The organism is Mangrovicoccus ximenensis (genome assembly GCF_003056725.1).
GTDB lineage: Bacteria > Pseudomonadota > Alphaproteobacteria > Rhodobacterales > Rhodobacteraceae > Mangrovicoccus > Mangrovicoccus ximenensis.
In genome coordinates, this window is sequence record NZ_QBKZ01000015.1 from 185,380 (window position 1) to 199,881 (window position 14,502).

The 14,502-nt window shown below is 68.0% G+C and carries 13 protein-coding genes and 2 pseudogenes; 7 read left to right on the forward strand and 8 right to left on the reverse strand.

Annotation, left to right across the window (positions count from 1 at the left end):
* Positions 1-9: 9 nt before the first annotated feature.
* The 3 genes and pseudogenes from C7T91_RS16865 to C7T91_RS16875 all read right to left on the reverse strand — a co-directional run.
* Entirely contained in the window at positions 10-2,256 is a 2,247-nt protein-coding gene (locus C7T91_RS16865; protein WP_108260260.1) for a xanthine dehydrogenase family protein molybdopterin-binding subunit, read from the reverse strand.
* Positions 2,256-2,737 (reverse strand): annotated as a pseudogene (locus tag C7T91_RS16870) ((2Fe-2S)-binding protein). The gene C7T91_RS16865 and the pseudogene C7T91_RS16870 overlap by 1 nt, the downstream one beginning before the upstream one ends.
* A 4-nt stretch (positions 2,738-2,741) precedes the next feature.
* A pseudogene (locus C7T91_RS16875) lies at positions 2,742-2,876 on the reverse strand (FAD binding domain-containing protein); the annotation flags it as partial.
* A gap of 17 nt (positions 2,877-2,893) precedes the next feature.
* On the opposite strand from C7T91_RS16875, the gene C7T91_RS16880 reads away from it, so the two are divergent.
* The 3 genes from C7T91_RS16880 to C7T91_RS16890 are packed head-to-tail and all read left to right on the forward strand — an operon-like array spanning position 2,894 to position 6,248.
* Positions 2,894-4,138: an NtaA/DmoA family FMN-dependent monooxygenase gene (locus tag C7T91_RS16880; protein WP_108260261.1), complete on the forward strand. Its 1,245-nt coding sequence runs from the start codon at positions 2,894-2,896 to the stop codon at positions 4,136-4,138.
* A 22-nt stretch (positions 4,139-4,160) separates the two neighbouring features.
* Complete coding sequence (locus C7T91_RS16885) at positions 4,161-5,174, forward strand: ABC transporter permease (RefSeq protein WP_161555944.1); 1,014 nt, start codon at positions 4,161-4,163, stop codon at positions 5,172-5,174.
* 60 nt (positions 5,175-5,234) lie between these two features.
* On the forward strand, positions 5,235-6,248 hold the full coding sequence (locus C7T91_RS16890; protein WP_108260263.1) for an amidohydrolase family protein: 1,014 nt from the start codon (positions 5,235-5,237) through the stop codon (positions 6,246-6,248).
* Here the strand turns inward: C7T91_RS16890 and C7T91_RS16895 are convergent.
* Both C7T91_RS16895 and C7T91_RS16900 read right to left on the reverse strand, forming a co-directional pair.
* Positions 6,170-7,102, reverse strand: coding sequence for a putative zinc-binding metallopeptidase (locus tag C7T91_RS16895; RefSeq protein ID WP_108260264.1), 933 nt, complete (start codon positions 7,100-7,102; stop codon positions 6,170-6,172). The genes C7T91_RS16890 and C7T91_RS16895 overlap by 79 nt on opposite strands.
* A 46-nt stretch (positions 7,103-7,148) precedes the next feature.
* Positions 7,149-8,075: a formate/nitrite transporter family protein gene (locus C7T91_RS16900; protein ID WP_108260265.1), complete on the reverse strand. Its 927-nt coding sequence runs from the start codon at positions 8,073-8,075 to the stop codon at positions 7,149-7,151.
* 183 nt (positions 8,076-8,258) lie between these two features.
* On the opposite strand from C7T91_RS16900, the gene C7T91_RS16905 reads away from it, so the two are divergent.
* Positions 8,259-9,371 (forward strand): AI-2E family transporter, encoded by a 1,113-nt coding sequence (locus C7T91_RS16905; protein WP_161555945.1) that lies wholly within the window; start codon positions 8,259-8,261, stop codon positions 9,369-9,371.
* Between the two features lie 236 nt (positions 9,372-9,607).
* Here the strand turns inward: C7T91_RS16905 and secF are convergent, their stop codons facing one another.
* From secF to yajC, 3 genes are read right to left on the reverse strand one after another with little or no spacing between them, the layout of a single operon-like run.
* Complete coding sequence (gene secF, locus C7T91_RS16910) at positions 9,608-10,582, reverse strand: protein translocase subunit SecF (RefSeq protein WP_108260267.1); 975 nt, start codon at positions 10,580-10,582, stop codon at positions 9,608-9,610.
* Position 10,583: 1 nt separating this feature from the next.
* A complete protein-coding gene (gene secD / locus C7T91_RS16915) occupies positions 10,584-12,248 on the reverse strand; it encodes a protein translocase subunit SecD (RefSeq protein WP_108260268.1) in 1,665 nt (554 codons plus the stop codon).
* Complete coding sequence (yajC, locus tag C7T91_RS16920; RefSeq protein ID WP_201742135.1) at positions 12,248-12,574, reverse strand: preprotein translocase subunit YajC; 327 nt, start codon at positions 12,572-12,574, stop codon at positions 12,248-12,250. The genes secD and yajC overlap by 1 nt, the downstream gene beginning before the upstream one ends.
* A gap of 175 nt (positions 12,575-12,749) precedes the next feature.
* On the opposite strand from yajC, the gene C7T91_RS16925 reads away from it, so the two are divergent.
* The 3 genes from C7T91_RS16925 (at position 12,750) to C7T91_RS16935 (ending at position 14,501) form a co-directional block, all read left to right on the forward strand.
* Positions 12,750-12,956, forward strand: a complete 207-nt coding sequence (locus C7T91_RS16925) for a hypothetical protein (protein WP_108260269.1) — start codon at positions 12,750-12,752, stop codon at positions 12,954-12,956.
* Between the two features lie 59 nt (positions 12,957-13,015).
* Positions 13,016-13,969, forward strand: a complete 954-nt coding sequence (locus C7T91_RS16930) for a Bug family tripartite tricarboxylate transporter substrate binding protein (RefSeq protein ID WP_108260270.1) — start codon at positions 13,016-13,018, stop codon at positions 13,967-13,969.
* Positions 13,970-14,039: 70 nt separating this feature from the next.
* On the forward strand, positions 14,040-14,501 hold the full coding sequence (locus C7T91_RS16935; RefSeq protein ID WP_108260271.1) for a tripartite tricarboxylate transporter TctB family protein: 462 nt from the start codon (positions 14,040-14,042) through the stop codon (positions 14,499-14,501).
* Position 14,502 lies beyond the last annotated feature (1 nt).

Sequence of the window (14,502 nt, forward strand, 5' to 3'; positions counted from 1 at the left end):
GACCACCGGTCAGCCCTCCCGGGCGGCCTTGATCGCCGCCAGCACCCTGGGCGGCGACATCGGCAGGCTGCGCATCCGCACCCCCGCCGCCGCCTCGATGGCGTTGGCGATGGCCGGGAGCGGCGGGGTGATGCCGGTCTCGCCGACCCCACGCACGCCGAACGGGTGGCCCGGATTGGGTACCTCGACGATCTCGGTCTCGATCATCGGCAGGTCCGAGGCCACCGGCACGCGGTAATCGAGGAAGACCGCGTTCTGAAGCCGCCCGTCCTGCCCGTAGATATAGGCCTCGTTCAGCGCCCAGCCGATGCCCTGGGCGGCGCCGCCCTGGAACTGGCCCTCGACATAGGCGGGGTGGATCGCGCGGCCTGCATCCTGCACGACGAGATAGCGCAGGATGGTGGTGCGTCCCGTCTCGGGATCGACCTCGACATCCACCACGTGGCAGCCGAAGCTGGCGCCCACGCCTTCGGGGACGGATTCATGGTGGCCCGAGATCGGCCCGCCGGTCGATCCCATCTTGGCGGCGATCTCCTCGATCCCCATCGGCGGGAACTTCCCGGCATTCGGACCCGCGGGCTGGGCGGCGCCGTTCGCCCATTCGACGGCCTCGGCATCGATGCCCCAGTCTGCGGCCGCCCGGCGGCACATCTCGGCGATGGCCTGGCGCGCGGCGGTCACCGCTGCCTTGCCGCTGGCGAAGGTCGCGCGGCTGCCATGGGTCGGCTCGTTGACCCCGAGCGCGCCGGTCTCGACCACGTTCACCCGCACGTCCTCATAGGCGATGCCCAGCGTCTCGGCGGTCATCAGCGCGATCGAGGCGCGGCTGCCGCCGATGTCCGGCGTGCCGACCGAGACCTGCACCGTGCCGTCCTCGGAGATCGCCAGCGAGACCGAGGTCTCGCCGCTATGGTTGAACCAGTAGCCCGAAGCGATGCCGCGGCCCTGGTTGGGGCCGAGCGGCTGCGCCAGGTTGGGATGCGACTTCACCGCCTCCAGCGTCTCGATCAGGCCGATCGAGCCGAAGGTCGGACCGTAGCTGGCGCGGTCGCCTTCCTTGACGGCGTTCTTCAGCCGGACCTCGAGCGGATCGAGGCCGAGCTCTCGGCACATCTCGTCGATCAGGCTTTCCACCGCAAAGGCGCCCATCGGCGAGCCCGGGGCGCGGTAGGCGGCGCATTTCGGCCGGTTGGCGAGGACGTCATAGCCGACATGTTTCGCCGCGGGCAGCTTGTAGGGGGCAAAGGCGCAATAGAGCGCCATGTCCACCGGCGCTCCGGGGAAGGCGCCGCCCTGCATGCGGAACTCGGCATCGGCGGCAGTGATCATGCCGTCCTTCGTCATGCCGATCTTCACGTCCATCGAGGCCGAAGCGGTCGGACCGGTGGCGCGCAGCACTTCGGAGCGGGTCATGACGATCTTCACCGGACGCCCTCCGGCCTTGCGGCTGAGCGCCAGCGACAGCGGCTCCATGAAGATCGTGGTCTTGCCGCCGAAGCCGCCGCCGATTTCCGAAGGCGTCACCCGGAGCTGCGCCGCCTCGAGGCCCAGCACCGCCGAGCACATCTGCCGGATGAACCACTGGCCCTGCGTGCAGACCCACATCTCGCCCTTGCCGTCGGCGCCGAGCTGGCCGAGGCAGGCATGCGGCTCGATATAGCCCTGATGCGTGGCCTCGGTCTTGTAGCTGCGTTCCCGCACCAGATCGGCGGCGGAGAAGCCCGCCTCGGGATCGCCATGCCCGAACTCGATGTAGCGCGCGACATTCGGGGGGCTGCCCTCGGGCACGGTCGCATCGGCGGCGCCCTCGCGGATCACCGGCGCGTCGGGGCGGATCGCGTCATCGACGTCGATGACATGCGGCAGCACCTCGTATTCGACCTCGATCAGCCGCGCCGCCTCCTGCGCGCGCAGCGCCGAAGTCGCGGCCACCGCCGCCACCGCATGGCCGTCATAGAGCGCGCGCTCCCCGGCCATGGTGTTTTCCTGCAGGTTCCAGTTCTCGCCGGTCAGTCCCTCGGGGAAATCGGCGCGGGTGACCACGGCCTTGACGCCGGGCAGCGCCTCGGCCTTCGAGGCGTCGATTCTCACGATCCGCGCATGGGCATGGGGCGAGCGCACGACGGCGCCCCACAGCATCCCCGGCATTGAAATGTCGGCGCCATAGCGGGCGCGGCCGGTGACCTTGTCCAGCCCGTCCGGACGCAGCGGACGCGTGCCGACCAGGCGGTATTCGGAAAGCTCGTCCTTCGCCATCACGCAGCCTCCTGCCGCAGTTCCGCCGCCGCATCGAGCACGGCGCGGATGATCTTGTCATATCCGGTGCAGCGGCACAGGTTCCCTGCCAGCCAGTAGCGCACTCGGTTTCGGTCGGATCGGGGTTCTTTTCCAGGAGCGCCTTGGCCGCGACCAGGATGCCCGGCGTGCAGAAGCCGCATTGCAGCGCCGCATGCTCCAGGAACTTGCGCTGCAGCGGGTGCAGCGCATTGCCCTCGGCCATGCCTTCGATCGTGGCGATCTCGCGGCCTTCGGCCTCGACGCCGAGGACCAGGCAGGAACAGACCAGCGTGCCGTCGAGCGTGACCGAGCAGGCCCCGCAATCGCCGGTGCCGCAGCCTTCCTTGGAGCCGGTCAGACCGAGATGGTCGCGCAGGCAGTCGAGCAGCGACTCGCGCGGATCGGCCAGGAATTCGACCGCATCACCGTTGACGGTGGTGGTCACGTGGATCTTGCTCATGGGGTCATTCTCCCTTTGCGCGGGAATAGGCGATGGCGGCGGCGCGGCGGGCGAGCACCCCGGCCACCTCGGTGCGGAAGGCGACCGTGCCGCGCTTGTCGTCGATCGGGCTGCAGGCGGCCTGCGCCGCGGCATCGAGCAGATGAATCCCCCTAGATTTGCGCAACAACGCCTGTCTGGGGCGGAAACTCTGCCCGGAATTGGGCCGATCCGAGCCTGCAGATCGACCTCGTCCGCTCCATCGACCGGGCATGTTTCGATTTCCTCCTCCTTGAAGACTCCTCCTTCGTGCCCGACAATTACGGCGACTCGATGGAGTTCTACCTGGAACGCGCCCTGCGCGCGCCGAAGAACGATCCGCTGCCGCTGGTGCCGCTGATGACCCAGGCCAGCAAGCATGTCGGCATCGTGCCGACGATTTCCACGTCCTTCTATCCGCCCTATCTGCTCGCGCGGCTGATCTCGACGCTGGACCTGATGTCGGATGGCCGGGTCGGCTGCAACTTCGTCACCTCGACCGCTCTGCGCGCCGCGCAGAATTTCGGCCTGAAGGACCATATCGAGCACCATACCCGCTATGAAATGGCCGATGAATTCGTCGAGCTGGTCAAGCAGCTGTGGAATTCCTGGGAGGCCGATGCCGTGGTCGCCGACGAGGAACGCGGCGTCTTCGTCGATCCCTGCAAGGTGAAGACCATCGACTTCGAAGGCCGCTTCTTCTCCTCGCGCGGTCCGCTGAACACCGCCCGCCCGGCACAGGGCCAGCCGGTTCTGGTGCAGGCCGGCGGCTCGCCGCAGGGACGCGCCTTCGCCTCGAAGCACATGGATGTCATCATTGCCGCGGTCGGCACCGTGGAAGAGATGAAGGCCTTCCGCGACGATGTCCGCGACCGCGTCGCCGCCCATGGCCGCGACCCCGACAAGACCAAGATCCTCTACCAGATCACCCCGATCGTCGCCGAGACCGACGCCCAGGCGCAGGAAATCCTGGAGGCCCGCGCAAAGGCCAAGGATCCGAAGGTGATGCTGGCCTCGATGGGCAGCCTCTTCGACATCGACTTCTCGAAGATCGACATGGACGAGCCGCTGGCAGGGCTCAGCACCAACGGGCAGCAGGGCACATTCAAGCGCTTCATGGCGATGGGCTCGACACTGCGGGAGATCGCGCAGAACTTCCGTTTCGGCATCGAGGGCGTGGCCGGCTCGCCCGAGACCGTCGCCTCGCAGATGGCCGAGATGATGGAAGAAGCCGGCGGCGACGGTTTCCTGATCGCGGGCTCGGTCAACCGCCGCTACGTGGCCGAGATCACCGACGGGCTGGTGCCGGTGCTGCAGCGCCGCGGCCTGGTGCGCAAGGCCTATGCCCACGAGCATTTCCGCGACAACCTGCTCGAATTCTGATCCGGCCGGAAAGGACCCGACCATGGCTCTCCTGCGGATGATCCTGACCCGGATCTTCTGGATCCTGCCGGTGGCGCTGGGGGTGGTCACGATCACCTTCTTCTCCTCGCGGCTGTTCAACGGCGATCCGACCGAGCTTTTCGCGCCGCCCGAAGCCACGGCCGAGCTGCTCGAGCTCATCCGCGCCGATCTGGGGCTCGACGACCCGCTGCCGGTCCAGTACCTGCGCTATCTCGGCGAGATCGTGCAGGGCGACCTGGGCACGTCCTTCTCGACCGGCAACCCGGTGACGGCGGATCTGACCAACCGCCTGCCCGCGACGCTGGAGCTGGGGATGCTGGGGCTGATGCTGGCGATCCTCCTGGGCGTGCCGCTCGGGGTTCTGGCCGCGGTGAAGCGCGAGAAATGGCCGGACTTCGCGGTGAGGATCGTCACCCTGACCGGCATGGCGATCCCGCAATTCTGGATCGGCCTGGTGCTGCTCTTCATCTTCTTCGTGCAGCTGCAATGGCTGCCCGGTCCGGTGGGGCGGCTGCCGCTCTGGGTCGATCCGCCGCCCCGGGTCACCGGCTTCATGCTGATCGACACGCTGCTGGCGGGCGACGGCGCGAAGTTCTGGGCAGCGCTGCGCGCTCTGATCCTGCCGGTGATCACCCTGGCGCTCTGCACGCTGGCGCCGATCGCCCGGGTGACGCGGTCCTCGATGGTCGAGGCGCTGCAGAGCGACTATGTCCGCACCGCCCACGCCATGGGCCATGGCGAGCGGACGATCTGGTTCCGCTACTGCCTGCGCAACGCGCTCCTGCCGGTGATCACGGTGATCGGCGGCATCATCGGCTTCGTCTTCGGCGGCGCGGTGCTGATCGAGGCGATCTTCGGCTGGCCGGGCGTCGGGCAATACGCGCTGCAGGCCATCGAGCAGGCCGACTACATCGCGATGCAGGGCTTCGTGATCTATGCCTCGCTGCTCTATGTGCTTGCCTTCCTCGTGGTGGACTTGCTCTATCTCTTCGTCGACCCGCGGATGCGCCCCTGAGCCGGGCGCCCCGGGCGCGGCCGGATCCGGCCGTGCCCCGCAAGACCGAAAGGACATCCCTTGCCCCTCGACCTGATCATTTCCGGCGCCCGCCTCGACGGCCGCACCGTCGACATCGGCTTCGAGGCCGGGCGCATCGCCGCCATCGAAGCGCATATCGCCGCCGATGCGCCGCGGACCGAGGCGCTCGGCGCCCTCGCCTTTCCCGGCTTCGCCGACAGCCACATCCATCTCGACAAGGCCTGCATCCTCGAGCGTTGCGCGATCTGCGAGGGCACGCTGGCCGAGGCGATCTCGGGCACCGCCGCCGCCAAGGCGGGCTTCACCGTCGAGGACATCCATGCCCGCGCCGCCGGGGTGCTGGCCAAGGCGGTCCTGCACGGCACCAACCGGATGCGCAGCTTTGCCGAGGTCGATCCGCGCGCGGGCATGCGCTGCTTCGAGGCGCTGTCGGCGGTGAAGGCCGAGTTCGCCCATGCCGTCGATCTGGATATCTGCGTCTTCGCCCAGGAAGGCCTGACCCAGGAGATGGACACCCATGCCATGCTCGACCGCGCGCTGGCCGCGGGCGCGGATCTGGTCGGCGGCTGCCCCTATGCCGATCCGGACCCGGAGCGCCACATCGCGCTGGTCTTCGATCTCGCCGAGAAACACGGCACAATGGTCGACTTCCACCTCGATTTCGACCTCGACCCCACCGGCTCCGCCATCCCCGCCGTGCTGCGCGAGACCGAGGCGCGCAAGTTCGGCGGCCGGGTCTCGATCGGCCATGTCTCGAAGCTCTCGGCGATGGCGCCCGGCGAGGTCCGCCAGATCGGCCGGCGGCTGGCGGATGCGGGCGTCGCGCTGACCGCCCTGCCCGGAAACCGCTTGGCAGAGACGGCCCCGACACCGAAGGCAGAGCCCCCTTTTCAGAGCCGATTGACATCGCTGGTTTCTGCCTGCGGCGCTCCGGTGGCAAGGGTCAACCGGGCCCCGGGAGTTCCGGGGCGGCGTCAGGACGGACGGCGGTCGAGCCAGCCGAGCGCGAAATCGAGCTTCTGCCGCACGGCGGGCGAGATCACCATCGGATAGGGGTCGGGCTGGCCGAGCGCGCGGCACATGTGGTTCAGCCCGAGACCGGCCATCTGCGCCCGGTCGAGCAGGCTGCCGCCGTCGAGCGACAGGCCCAGCTCGCCCGCGCTGCGCGCCAGATCCTCCAGGTGCAGCGCATGGGCGGCAGTCTCGGCCCAGTCCTCGTGCGGATGGGCGGCAGCATATTCGCTGATATGCGTCTCCTGCCAGCCGGGCACGGGGCCGTTGCGGTAGTAGCTTTCGAGCGCCTCGCCGTAATCGGCCTGCTCATCGCCCATCAGCTGGCGGAAGGCCGGCAGGAAGCCCGGCGCCTCGCGGCCCAGCCGGTCATGCAGGAAATGCGCGACCTCGTGGCGGACATGGCCGATCATCGAGCGGATCGGCTCGTCGAATTCCTGCTTGCGGCGGATCGCGGTGGCCGGGTCCGCTTCCATGATGTTGAGGGTGATCAGCCCGTCGGCATGGCCCATCATCACTACCTGGCGGCGGCCCTCGATCTTCTCCGACATCAGGTGGAATTCCGGCAGCTCCGGCGTTTCGGAGGCGAACCATCCGAGCCGCATCAGCCCGTCGAAGACCCAGCGCTTGGCCGCTTCGGTGGCGGCGTAGAGCTCGGTCGCGCCGGGCGCCGACAGGTCCGGCACCACCGTCGTCGTCGCGCAGCTCAGGCAGAGCGCGCCGGGTTCCGCTGCGGTCCAGGAGCAGCCGAGGCTGTCGCGGTTGGCGCAGAGCGGGCCCCGGGCGGGCACCAGCGCGCGGGCGGCGGGGTCGTAGGCCAAAGGGTGGCCGTTGGCGCAGTAGCAGCTTTCCGGGAAAACCCGGGAGCCGCAGTCGGGGCAGGGGAGGATATCCACTTGGGCGGGTCCTTGCAGCTTGGGGAAATGTTCGGGCGCGGCGGCGTCAGTGTTCGGCGGATTGCTGCGCCTGCTTCCGGCGGGTGGCCTTGACCTCGATCCGGACCTGCGCCCAGGCCAGCGCGGTGAAGACCAGCGTGCCGCCCAGGATGTTGCCGCAGAGCACCGGCAGCCACCATCCGGCAAAGCCGTCGGCCAGCCCGATGCCGCCGTCGAGCACCACCATGGCCAGCTCCACCGAGCCCGCGATCACATGGGTGAAGCCGCCCATCGCGATCATCCAGGTCATGGCGCCGATCACGAAGAACGCGCTGGCCTGGGCCTGCGGCAGCAGCCACACGAGCGCGGCGATCAGCACGCCGGCCGGGATGCCTTTCAGGAATGCCTCCATCGGCAGCAGTTCGACCGCATGCAGCGACACCGCCATCGCCGCCTCGTAGATGTCGCCGGGCAGCACGCCGGGCAGGGACAGGAACCAGCCCGCCGCGAAGGCGCCCGCGACATTCGCGGCGAGCACGATCGCCCAGAGCCTCATGACACAGCCGAAGCAGCGCCAGCCGGGCGCGGCGAGGAACGGCAGGACGGTGGTGATCGTGTTCTCGGTAAAGAGCTGCATCCGCCCCATGATCACGATCAGGAAGCCGAGCGAATAGCCCATGTTCTCGATGATCGCCCGCCAGGGCGCGTCGGGCAGCGCCGAGCGCAGTGCGGCTTCGGCCAGCACCGAAGCCGAGATCAGCAGGCCCGCCGCGACGCCGGACCAGACCAGCGCGCTGGGGGTGCGGTGCAGCTCCTCGTCGCCGTCGCGGCGCACCACCTCGTAGATCAGCCTGGGCGACAGGCTGGAGGCTTCGGTGACGGTTTCCTCTTCCTCCTCGGAGGGCAGGGGGTCCTGCTCCTTGATGTCGGCGGTCTGGCGCAGGACGGGCTTCGCCCCGGGCGGGCGGCCCTCGGAGGGGGTCTGGCGTGTCATTGTCACTCGTTCCGGATGCATGTCCGACGATGAACGTCCCGGACGCGGCGATTGTTCCGTGACATATCCGGGAACCCGCCGGGCATGGCGGGCGTTGGCCGCGGTGAGACAGAGAGGAGACCCCCCCATGCCCGCGCCCGCCGCGTCCGCTCCGCAGGTTTACGCCCGCCGGAGCGCCCGCCCGTGAAACTGCCCCGCAACGCGCTCGCCATCGCTGCCGTCATCGTCGCCACGCTCGTTGTCCTGAAGCTGACCAAGGCGATCTCCGCTCCGGCGGTCCTCGCCCTGACCCTGGGCGTCATCATCTCGCCGCTGGTGGATTTTGCGGCGCGCAACCGCATCCCGTCGGCCGCCGTGGCCCTGGCCGTCACCTTCGGCACCTGCATGGCGGTCTTCGGAACTGTCCTCGTGCTGGCGCCCGCCATCGAGGACGCGGTGCGCGAGATCCCCGAAGTGGTCGACGAAGCCCGCGAGACGCTGGAGGGGCTGGTCACGCTCGGCCAGAACCTCCAGGAAATGTCCAAGGAAGTGAATGACGCGATCTCCGCAGAGGACAAGGCCACGAGCGTCCCCGCGCCGCCGCCCGATGCCGAGCAGGAGGCGGAGCTGTTCTCGTTCTGGGATGCCGTGCTCTTCGCGCCGCAAATTGCCGCCCAGGCGCTGGTCTTCCTGGCGACGCTGTTCTTCTTCATCCTGACGCGCCGCCAGATCTACGACTGGATGGGCGAAACCTTTCCCTCGGGCCGCGAGGATCTGAAGACCAAGGACCTGCTCTACTGGGCGGATGTCTCGGTGTCGCGCTATTTCGTGACCATCACCGGCATCAACGCGGTGCTGGGCTGCGGGGTCGGGCTGGGGCTCTGGGCGCTCGGCATACCCTCTGCGCCGACTTGGGGGATGCTCGCGTTCCTGATGAACTACCTGCTCTATCTCGGCCCGGTGCTCTTCGCGCTGTCTTTGCTGATCGCGGGGTTCGTCACCTTCGACGGCATCCTCAGCTACGCGCCGATGGCGATGTATGTCGCGATGAACTTCACCGAAGGCTATTTCGTGACGCCGACGCTGCTCGGCCACCGGCTGACGCTGAACCCTCTGCTGATCTTCCTGACGCTGACCGTGTGGCTGTGGCTCTGGGGGCCGGTCGGCGGCATCGTCGCGCTGCCGCTGCTGGTCTGGGTGCTGGCGGTGTCGGGCCAGCTGAAGATCACCGAGAGCCCGCGCAAGATCCGGCTGAGGCGGCGCAAGGCCCAGGGCGAGCCGCCCTATCACCCGGTCAGCAGCAAGCTGTCCTCCTGACCCGGTCCCGGCCGGACTAGCTTGCCCCCGGCTCCCGGACTGGGAGCTAAAGTATTCCCGGCGAAAGGGGCGTTGTTGGACAAATCAGCTGGCGACCGCAGTAGCCGCGCGACGGCCGCAGCGGGACTGGCCGGCTTCCGCGCCTGGCGGCAAGGCGACGGCAGGCAAAAGGGCCGCCCCTTGCCGGAGGCGGCCCCTTGAACTCCTGATCGCGGCAGCCCACGGGCCGCGGCGCATCAGGCGTCGATATTGGCGAATTGCGTGCCGCCCTTGCCGTCGTTCTTCTTCGACCAGTCGCGCTTGACGCCCAGCTTCAGCAGGATCGCCGAAGCGACGTAGATCGACGAATAGGTGCCGACGAAAATGCCCCAGATCATCGCGAAGACGAAGCCCCGGATCACGTCGCCGCCGAGCGCAAACAGCGCGAAGAGCGCGATCAGCGTGGTGAAGGAGGTCATCGTGGTCCGGCTCAGCGTCTCGTTGATCGAGAGGTTCAGCACCTCCTTCAGCGGCCGCTTCTTGTATTTCTTCAGGTTTTCGCGCACCCGGTCGAACACCACCACCGTGTCGTTCAGCGAATAGCCGACGATGGTCAGCAGCGCCGCGATGATCGCCAGGTCGAACTTGATCTGCAGCAGGGCGAAGATGCCGATGGTCAGCGTCACGTCATGCACCAGCGACAGCACGGCGCCGGCCGCGAACTGCCATTCGAAGCGCAGCCAGATATAGACCAGCACCGCCGCGATGGCGAGCGTGACCGCGATCACCGCCTCGACCACGAGCTCGCCCGAGACTTTCGGCCCGACGCTTTCCACCGAGGGGAAGGTGATCGACGGATCGACGCCCTGCAGCGCCGCCTCGACATCGGCGATGACCTGCTGCGCCACCGACGCGTCGCCCTCGCCCTGTGCCTCGATGCGGATCTGCGAGACATGCTGGTCGGCATCGAAGGACGGATCGAAGACCTCGGTGATCGACACGTCGCCGAGGCCCAGCGGCGCGATCGCGTCGCGGTAGGCGCCGACATCGACGGGCTCGACGCTTTCCGTTCGGATCGTGGTGCCGCCGCGGAAGTCGATGCCGAAATTCAGCCCCATCGCGAAGAACATCAGGACCGAGGCGATCATTGCCGCGCCGGAGAACGCGAAGAAGACCTTGGTGAAGCGGAAGAAGTCCCAGTTGGTTTCCTGGGGAACGAGTCTCAGCCGCATGTCAGACCTCCAGCGTCTTCGGGCGTTTGCGGGCGAACCAGGCCAGCACGATCAGCCGCGTCACGTAGATCGCGGTGAAGACCGAGGTGATGATGCCGATCCCCAGCGTGATGGCGAAGCCCTTCACCGGGCCGGAGCCCATGAAGTAGAGGATCCCCGCGGTGATCAGCGTGGTGATGTTGGCATCGGCAATCGCCGACAGCGCCTTCTCGTAGCCAAGCTCAATGGCCCGCGCCGGGCCGCGCGCGGTCTTCAGCTCTTCCTTGATCCGCTCGAAGATCAGCACGTTGGCGTCGACCGCCATGCCGATGGTCAGCACGATCCCGGCGATGCCGGGCAGCGTCAGCGTCGCGCCGATCAGGCTCAGCAGGCCGAAGATCAGGCCGATATTGATGATCAGCGCGATATTGGCGAAGATCCCGAAGAGCCCGTAGGAGGCCAGCATGAAGGCCAGCACGGCGACAAAGGCGACCGCGCAGGCCAGCGCGCCCGCCCGGATCGAATCCGCGCCGAGTTCCGGGCCGATCGTGCGTTCCTCGAGGAAGGTCATCTCCGCGGGCAGCGCGCCCGCCCGCAGCAGGACCGCGAGCTGGGTCGACTCCTCGACCGAGAAATTGCCGGTGATGATGCCCGACCCGCCGGCGATGTGGCTCTGGATCACCGGCGCCGAGATCACCTCGTCGTCGAGCACGATGGCGAAGGGCTCGCCGATATGCTCGGCCGTGTAGTCGCCGAAGCGCCGCGCGCCGCCGGGATTGAAGCGGAAGCTCACCGCCGGGCGGCCGTTCTGGTCGAAGGAGGGCTGCGCGTCGGTGAGGTCCTCGCCCGAGACCACCGGGGCGGTGTCGACGGCATAGAAGGTGCCCGGCTCGTTCATCGAGGCCAGCAGCGCCTCGCCCGGCTGCACCGGCTGGTGCTCGTCGGTGGTGCGCCCGGTCACCTCGTTGAAGGTCAGACGCGCGGTGGTGCCGATCAGGTCCTTCAGCTCCTGCGCCGAGCCGATGCCCGGCACCTGGATCAGGATGCGGTCCTCGCCCTGGCGCTGGATGGTCGGTTCGCGCGTGCCCGCCTCGTCGACGCGGCGGCGGATGATTTCCAGGGACTGGCGCATGGTGCGGTCGTCGGAAGCGGTCATCTCCGCCTCGGACAGCCGCACGACGATGTCGGCGCCTTCGGAGGTCACCTCGAAATCGCGCGCGCCGACGCCGGTCAGCGAAACGATCGGCGACGAGAGGTCGGCCACCGCCTGCACGGCCTGCTGGATGTTCTCCGGGCGGCTGACGCGGATGCGCAGCTCGTCCGGGGCGCCGTCCTGGCGGCGGATCGTGCCGATGGCGTCGCGCTCGGCCCTGAGCGCGTTGCGGACCTCGGGCCAGAGATTGTCCATGCGGTCGGCATAGACATCGGTCACATGGACCTCGGCCAGCAGATGGGCGCCGCCCCGCAGGTCGAGGCCCAGATTGACGAGGCCCGAGGGGAGGAAGGAGGGCCATCCGCCCGCCTCGGCCTCGAGCTCGGGCGTTGCCGTCCCGGTCCGTTCGATGGCCTGGACCGCGTCGTTATGGGTCTCGACCCGCGAGTAGAACAGGTTCGGGGCTGCAAAGAGCAGCCCCGCCACGCACAGGCCCCAGATCAGGACCCGTTTCCAGACCGGGAAATCGAGCATCAGGAGGCGGCCGGCTCGGTCTTGGAGACCACCTGCGCGAGGGTCGACTTGACCACGCGGATGCGGACCTCGGGCGCGATCTCGACTTCGACTTCGCCGTCATCCTTGACCTTGGTCACCTTGCCGACGATGCCGCCCTGGGTGATGACCTGGTCGCCGCGGCGGACGGCTTCGATCATCGCCTTGTGCTCTTTGACTTTCTTCTGCTGGGGACGGATCAGCAGGAAGTACATGATGGCGAAGATCAGGATCAGCGGGACGAAGCCCTGGATGGCAGCCATCGGTCCGCCGGCGGCGGCTTGAGCATAGGCGGGGGTTGCGAACATTCTGGGGGTCCCTCCTCGGGGCAGGTTCAAAGTCGGGCGGAACCTATGCACGGGCGGCGGGAATGGCAAGGCGGGGCGGCGAAATACGCAGGGCGCAGGGCAAAGCTCCGCGCCGCTTGCCCGGCACCGTGCCGCCAGCTACCGTCGCCGGGACATTTTCAGGAAGGCAATTCCCTTGAACGACGACCACGTCCGGCTGCTCGACTGGCTCTGTTTCCGCCGCTGCCCCGATCTTGGCAAGGCAAGATGGCTCGGCGGACTGATAGGCGCACTGCTCTTCGGGCTCGCGCTGTTCCTCGCTGCCATGGTGCTGACAATCATCGGATTGATCTGGGCGCTGTTGCGCAAATCAGCTGAAGACAAAGCCCTGCACCAAAATTGAGTCAGAGCCCGAATTCCCGGCCGAGTGACCAGACATCCACATCTTCGGGAGGAAACGAGATGTACAGCACCCTTCGCAACGTGACCCTCGCAGGCGCCCTCATGGGCGCCGGCATGGCGGCGGCACAGGATTATCCGCAGGAACCCATCGAGGTCATCGTCGGCTTCTCGGCCGGCGGCGGCACCGACGTGATGGCCCGCACCGTGGCCCCGTTCCTCGAGAAGTATCTCGGTGACGGCGCCAGCCTGGTCGTCAAGAACGTCCCCGGCGCCTCGGGCCAGATCGGCGTGACCGAGACCGCCCATGCGGATCCCGACGGCTACACCATCGGCACCTACAACCTGCCGGGCATGATGGCGCGCACGCTCGACCGCGAAGCCGACTACGACGCCGACAGCTTCACCTATCTTGCGAACGTCGTGAACGATCCGAACGTGATCGTGACCTCGAAGCGCAGCGGGCTCGACACGCTCGACAAGCTGCTCGAGGCGGCGGCCGAAGAGCCCGGCGCGGTGACCGTGGGCATGTCCTCGCTCGGCGGCGACGACCACTTCATGCTGACCAAGCTGCAGAACATGACCGGCTCGGAATACACCATCGTTCCGTTCCGCGGCTCTGCACCGGCGCGCACCGCGCTGCTCGGCGGCCATGTCGCCATGGGCATCCTCAACATCTCCGAGGTCGCGTCCTTCCAGGACCAGATCAACATCATCGGCGTTGCGACGGATGAACGCTCGGGCTTCGCGCCGGACGTGCCGACCTTCAAGGAGCAGGGGCTCGAGCTGGTCAACGGCGCGCTGCGCGGCTTCGTCGCTCCGGCAGGCCTGCCGGATGACGTCCGCGGCGAGCTGCTGGCGGCCTTCGACGCGCTGAAGGACGACGAGGAGTTCCTCGCGGCGATGACCGCCACGGCGAACCCGGTCGATGTCGTCACCGGCGACGACTTCCAGGCGCTCAACGCCGAGATCCTCCAGACCGCGACCCAGGTCTGGGAAGAGACTCCCTGGCAGTAAGCCGGGAACCGGACCCGGAGGCCTCTCCCTCCTCCACTCCGGGTCCGGCAAAACCAACAGGAGCGTGACCATGTCCACCCCCCTCAAAGACCGTCTGCTGCGCGCAGAGACGCTGGCCGCGGCCGGCATCGTCGTGGTTGCGGCCGGCTTTCTTGTCCCGGCCGCCGCGCTGCCGCCGATGTCCGCGCTGCTGCCGGCCACCATGCTGATCGCGCTGATCGTGCTGGCGCTGGCGCTGCTGATCTCCGACCAGCGCAAGGCTTCGAAGGGCGAAGCGGCCGAACAGGTGACCCATTCGCCGAAACGGGTCGCGGGCGCGTTCCTTCTGGTTGTCGCCTATGCGGTCGCCGTCGATTTCGTCGGCTTCTATCCCAGCACGATCGTCTCGGTCCCGCTGGTCGCCTGGATCTTCGGCTTCCGCAATCCGGCCGGCCTGGCGCTGGCCACCGCCATCACCGTGGGCGCGATCTTCGTCATCTTCAGCCTGGCCATGTCGCAGAGCTTCCCTGCCGGCCGGCTCTGGACCCTGTGAG

Excerpts from the sequence above, each read along its gene's own strand:
- secF (WP_108260267.1), bottom strand. The coding sequence starts at position 10,582 with ATGCGGCTGAGACTCGTTCCCCAGGAAACCAACTGGGACTTCTTCCGC.
- C7T91_RS16930 (WP_108260270.1), top strand. The coding sequence starts at position 13,016 with ATGTACAGCACCCTTCGCAACGTGACCCTCGCAGGCGCCCTCATGGGC.
- C7T91_RS16935 (WP_108260271.1), top strand. The coding sequence starts at position 14,040 with ATGTCCACCCCCCTCAAAGACCGTCTGCTGCGCGCAGAGACGCTGGCC.
- secD (WP_108260268.1), bottom strand. The coding sequence starts at position 12,248 with ATGCTCGATTTCCCGGTCTGGAAACGGGTCCTGATCTGGGGCCTGTGC.
- C7T91_RS16865 (WP_108260260.1), bottom strand. The coding sequence starts at position 2,256 with ATGGCGAAGGACGAGCTTTCCGAATACCGCCTGGTCGGCACGCGTCCG.
- C7T91_RS16885 (WP_161555944.1), top strand. The coding sequence starts at position 4,161 with ATGGCTCTCCTGCGGATGATCCTGACCCGGATCTTCTGGATCCTGCCG.
- C7T91_RS16900 (WP_108260265.1), bottom strand. The coding sequence starts at position 8,075 with ATGACACGCCAGACCCCCTCCGAGGGCCGCCCGCCCGGGGCGAAGCCC.
- yajC (WP_201742135.1), bottom strand. The coding sequence starts at position 12,574 with ATGTTCGCAACCCCCGCCTATGCTCAAGCCGCCGCCGGCGGACCGATG.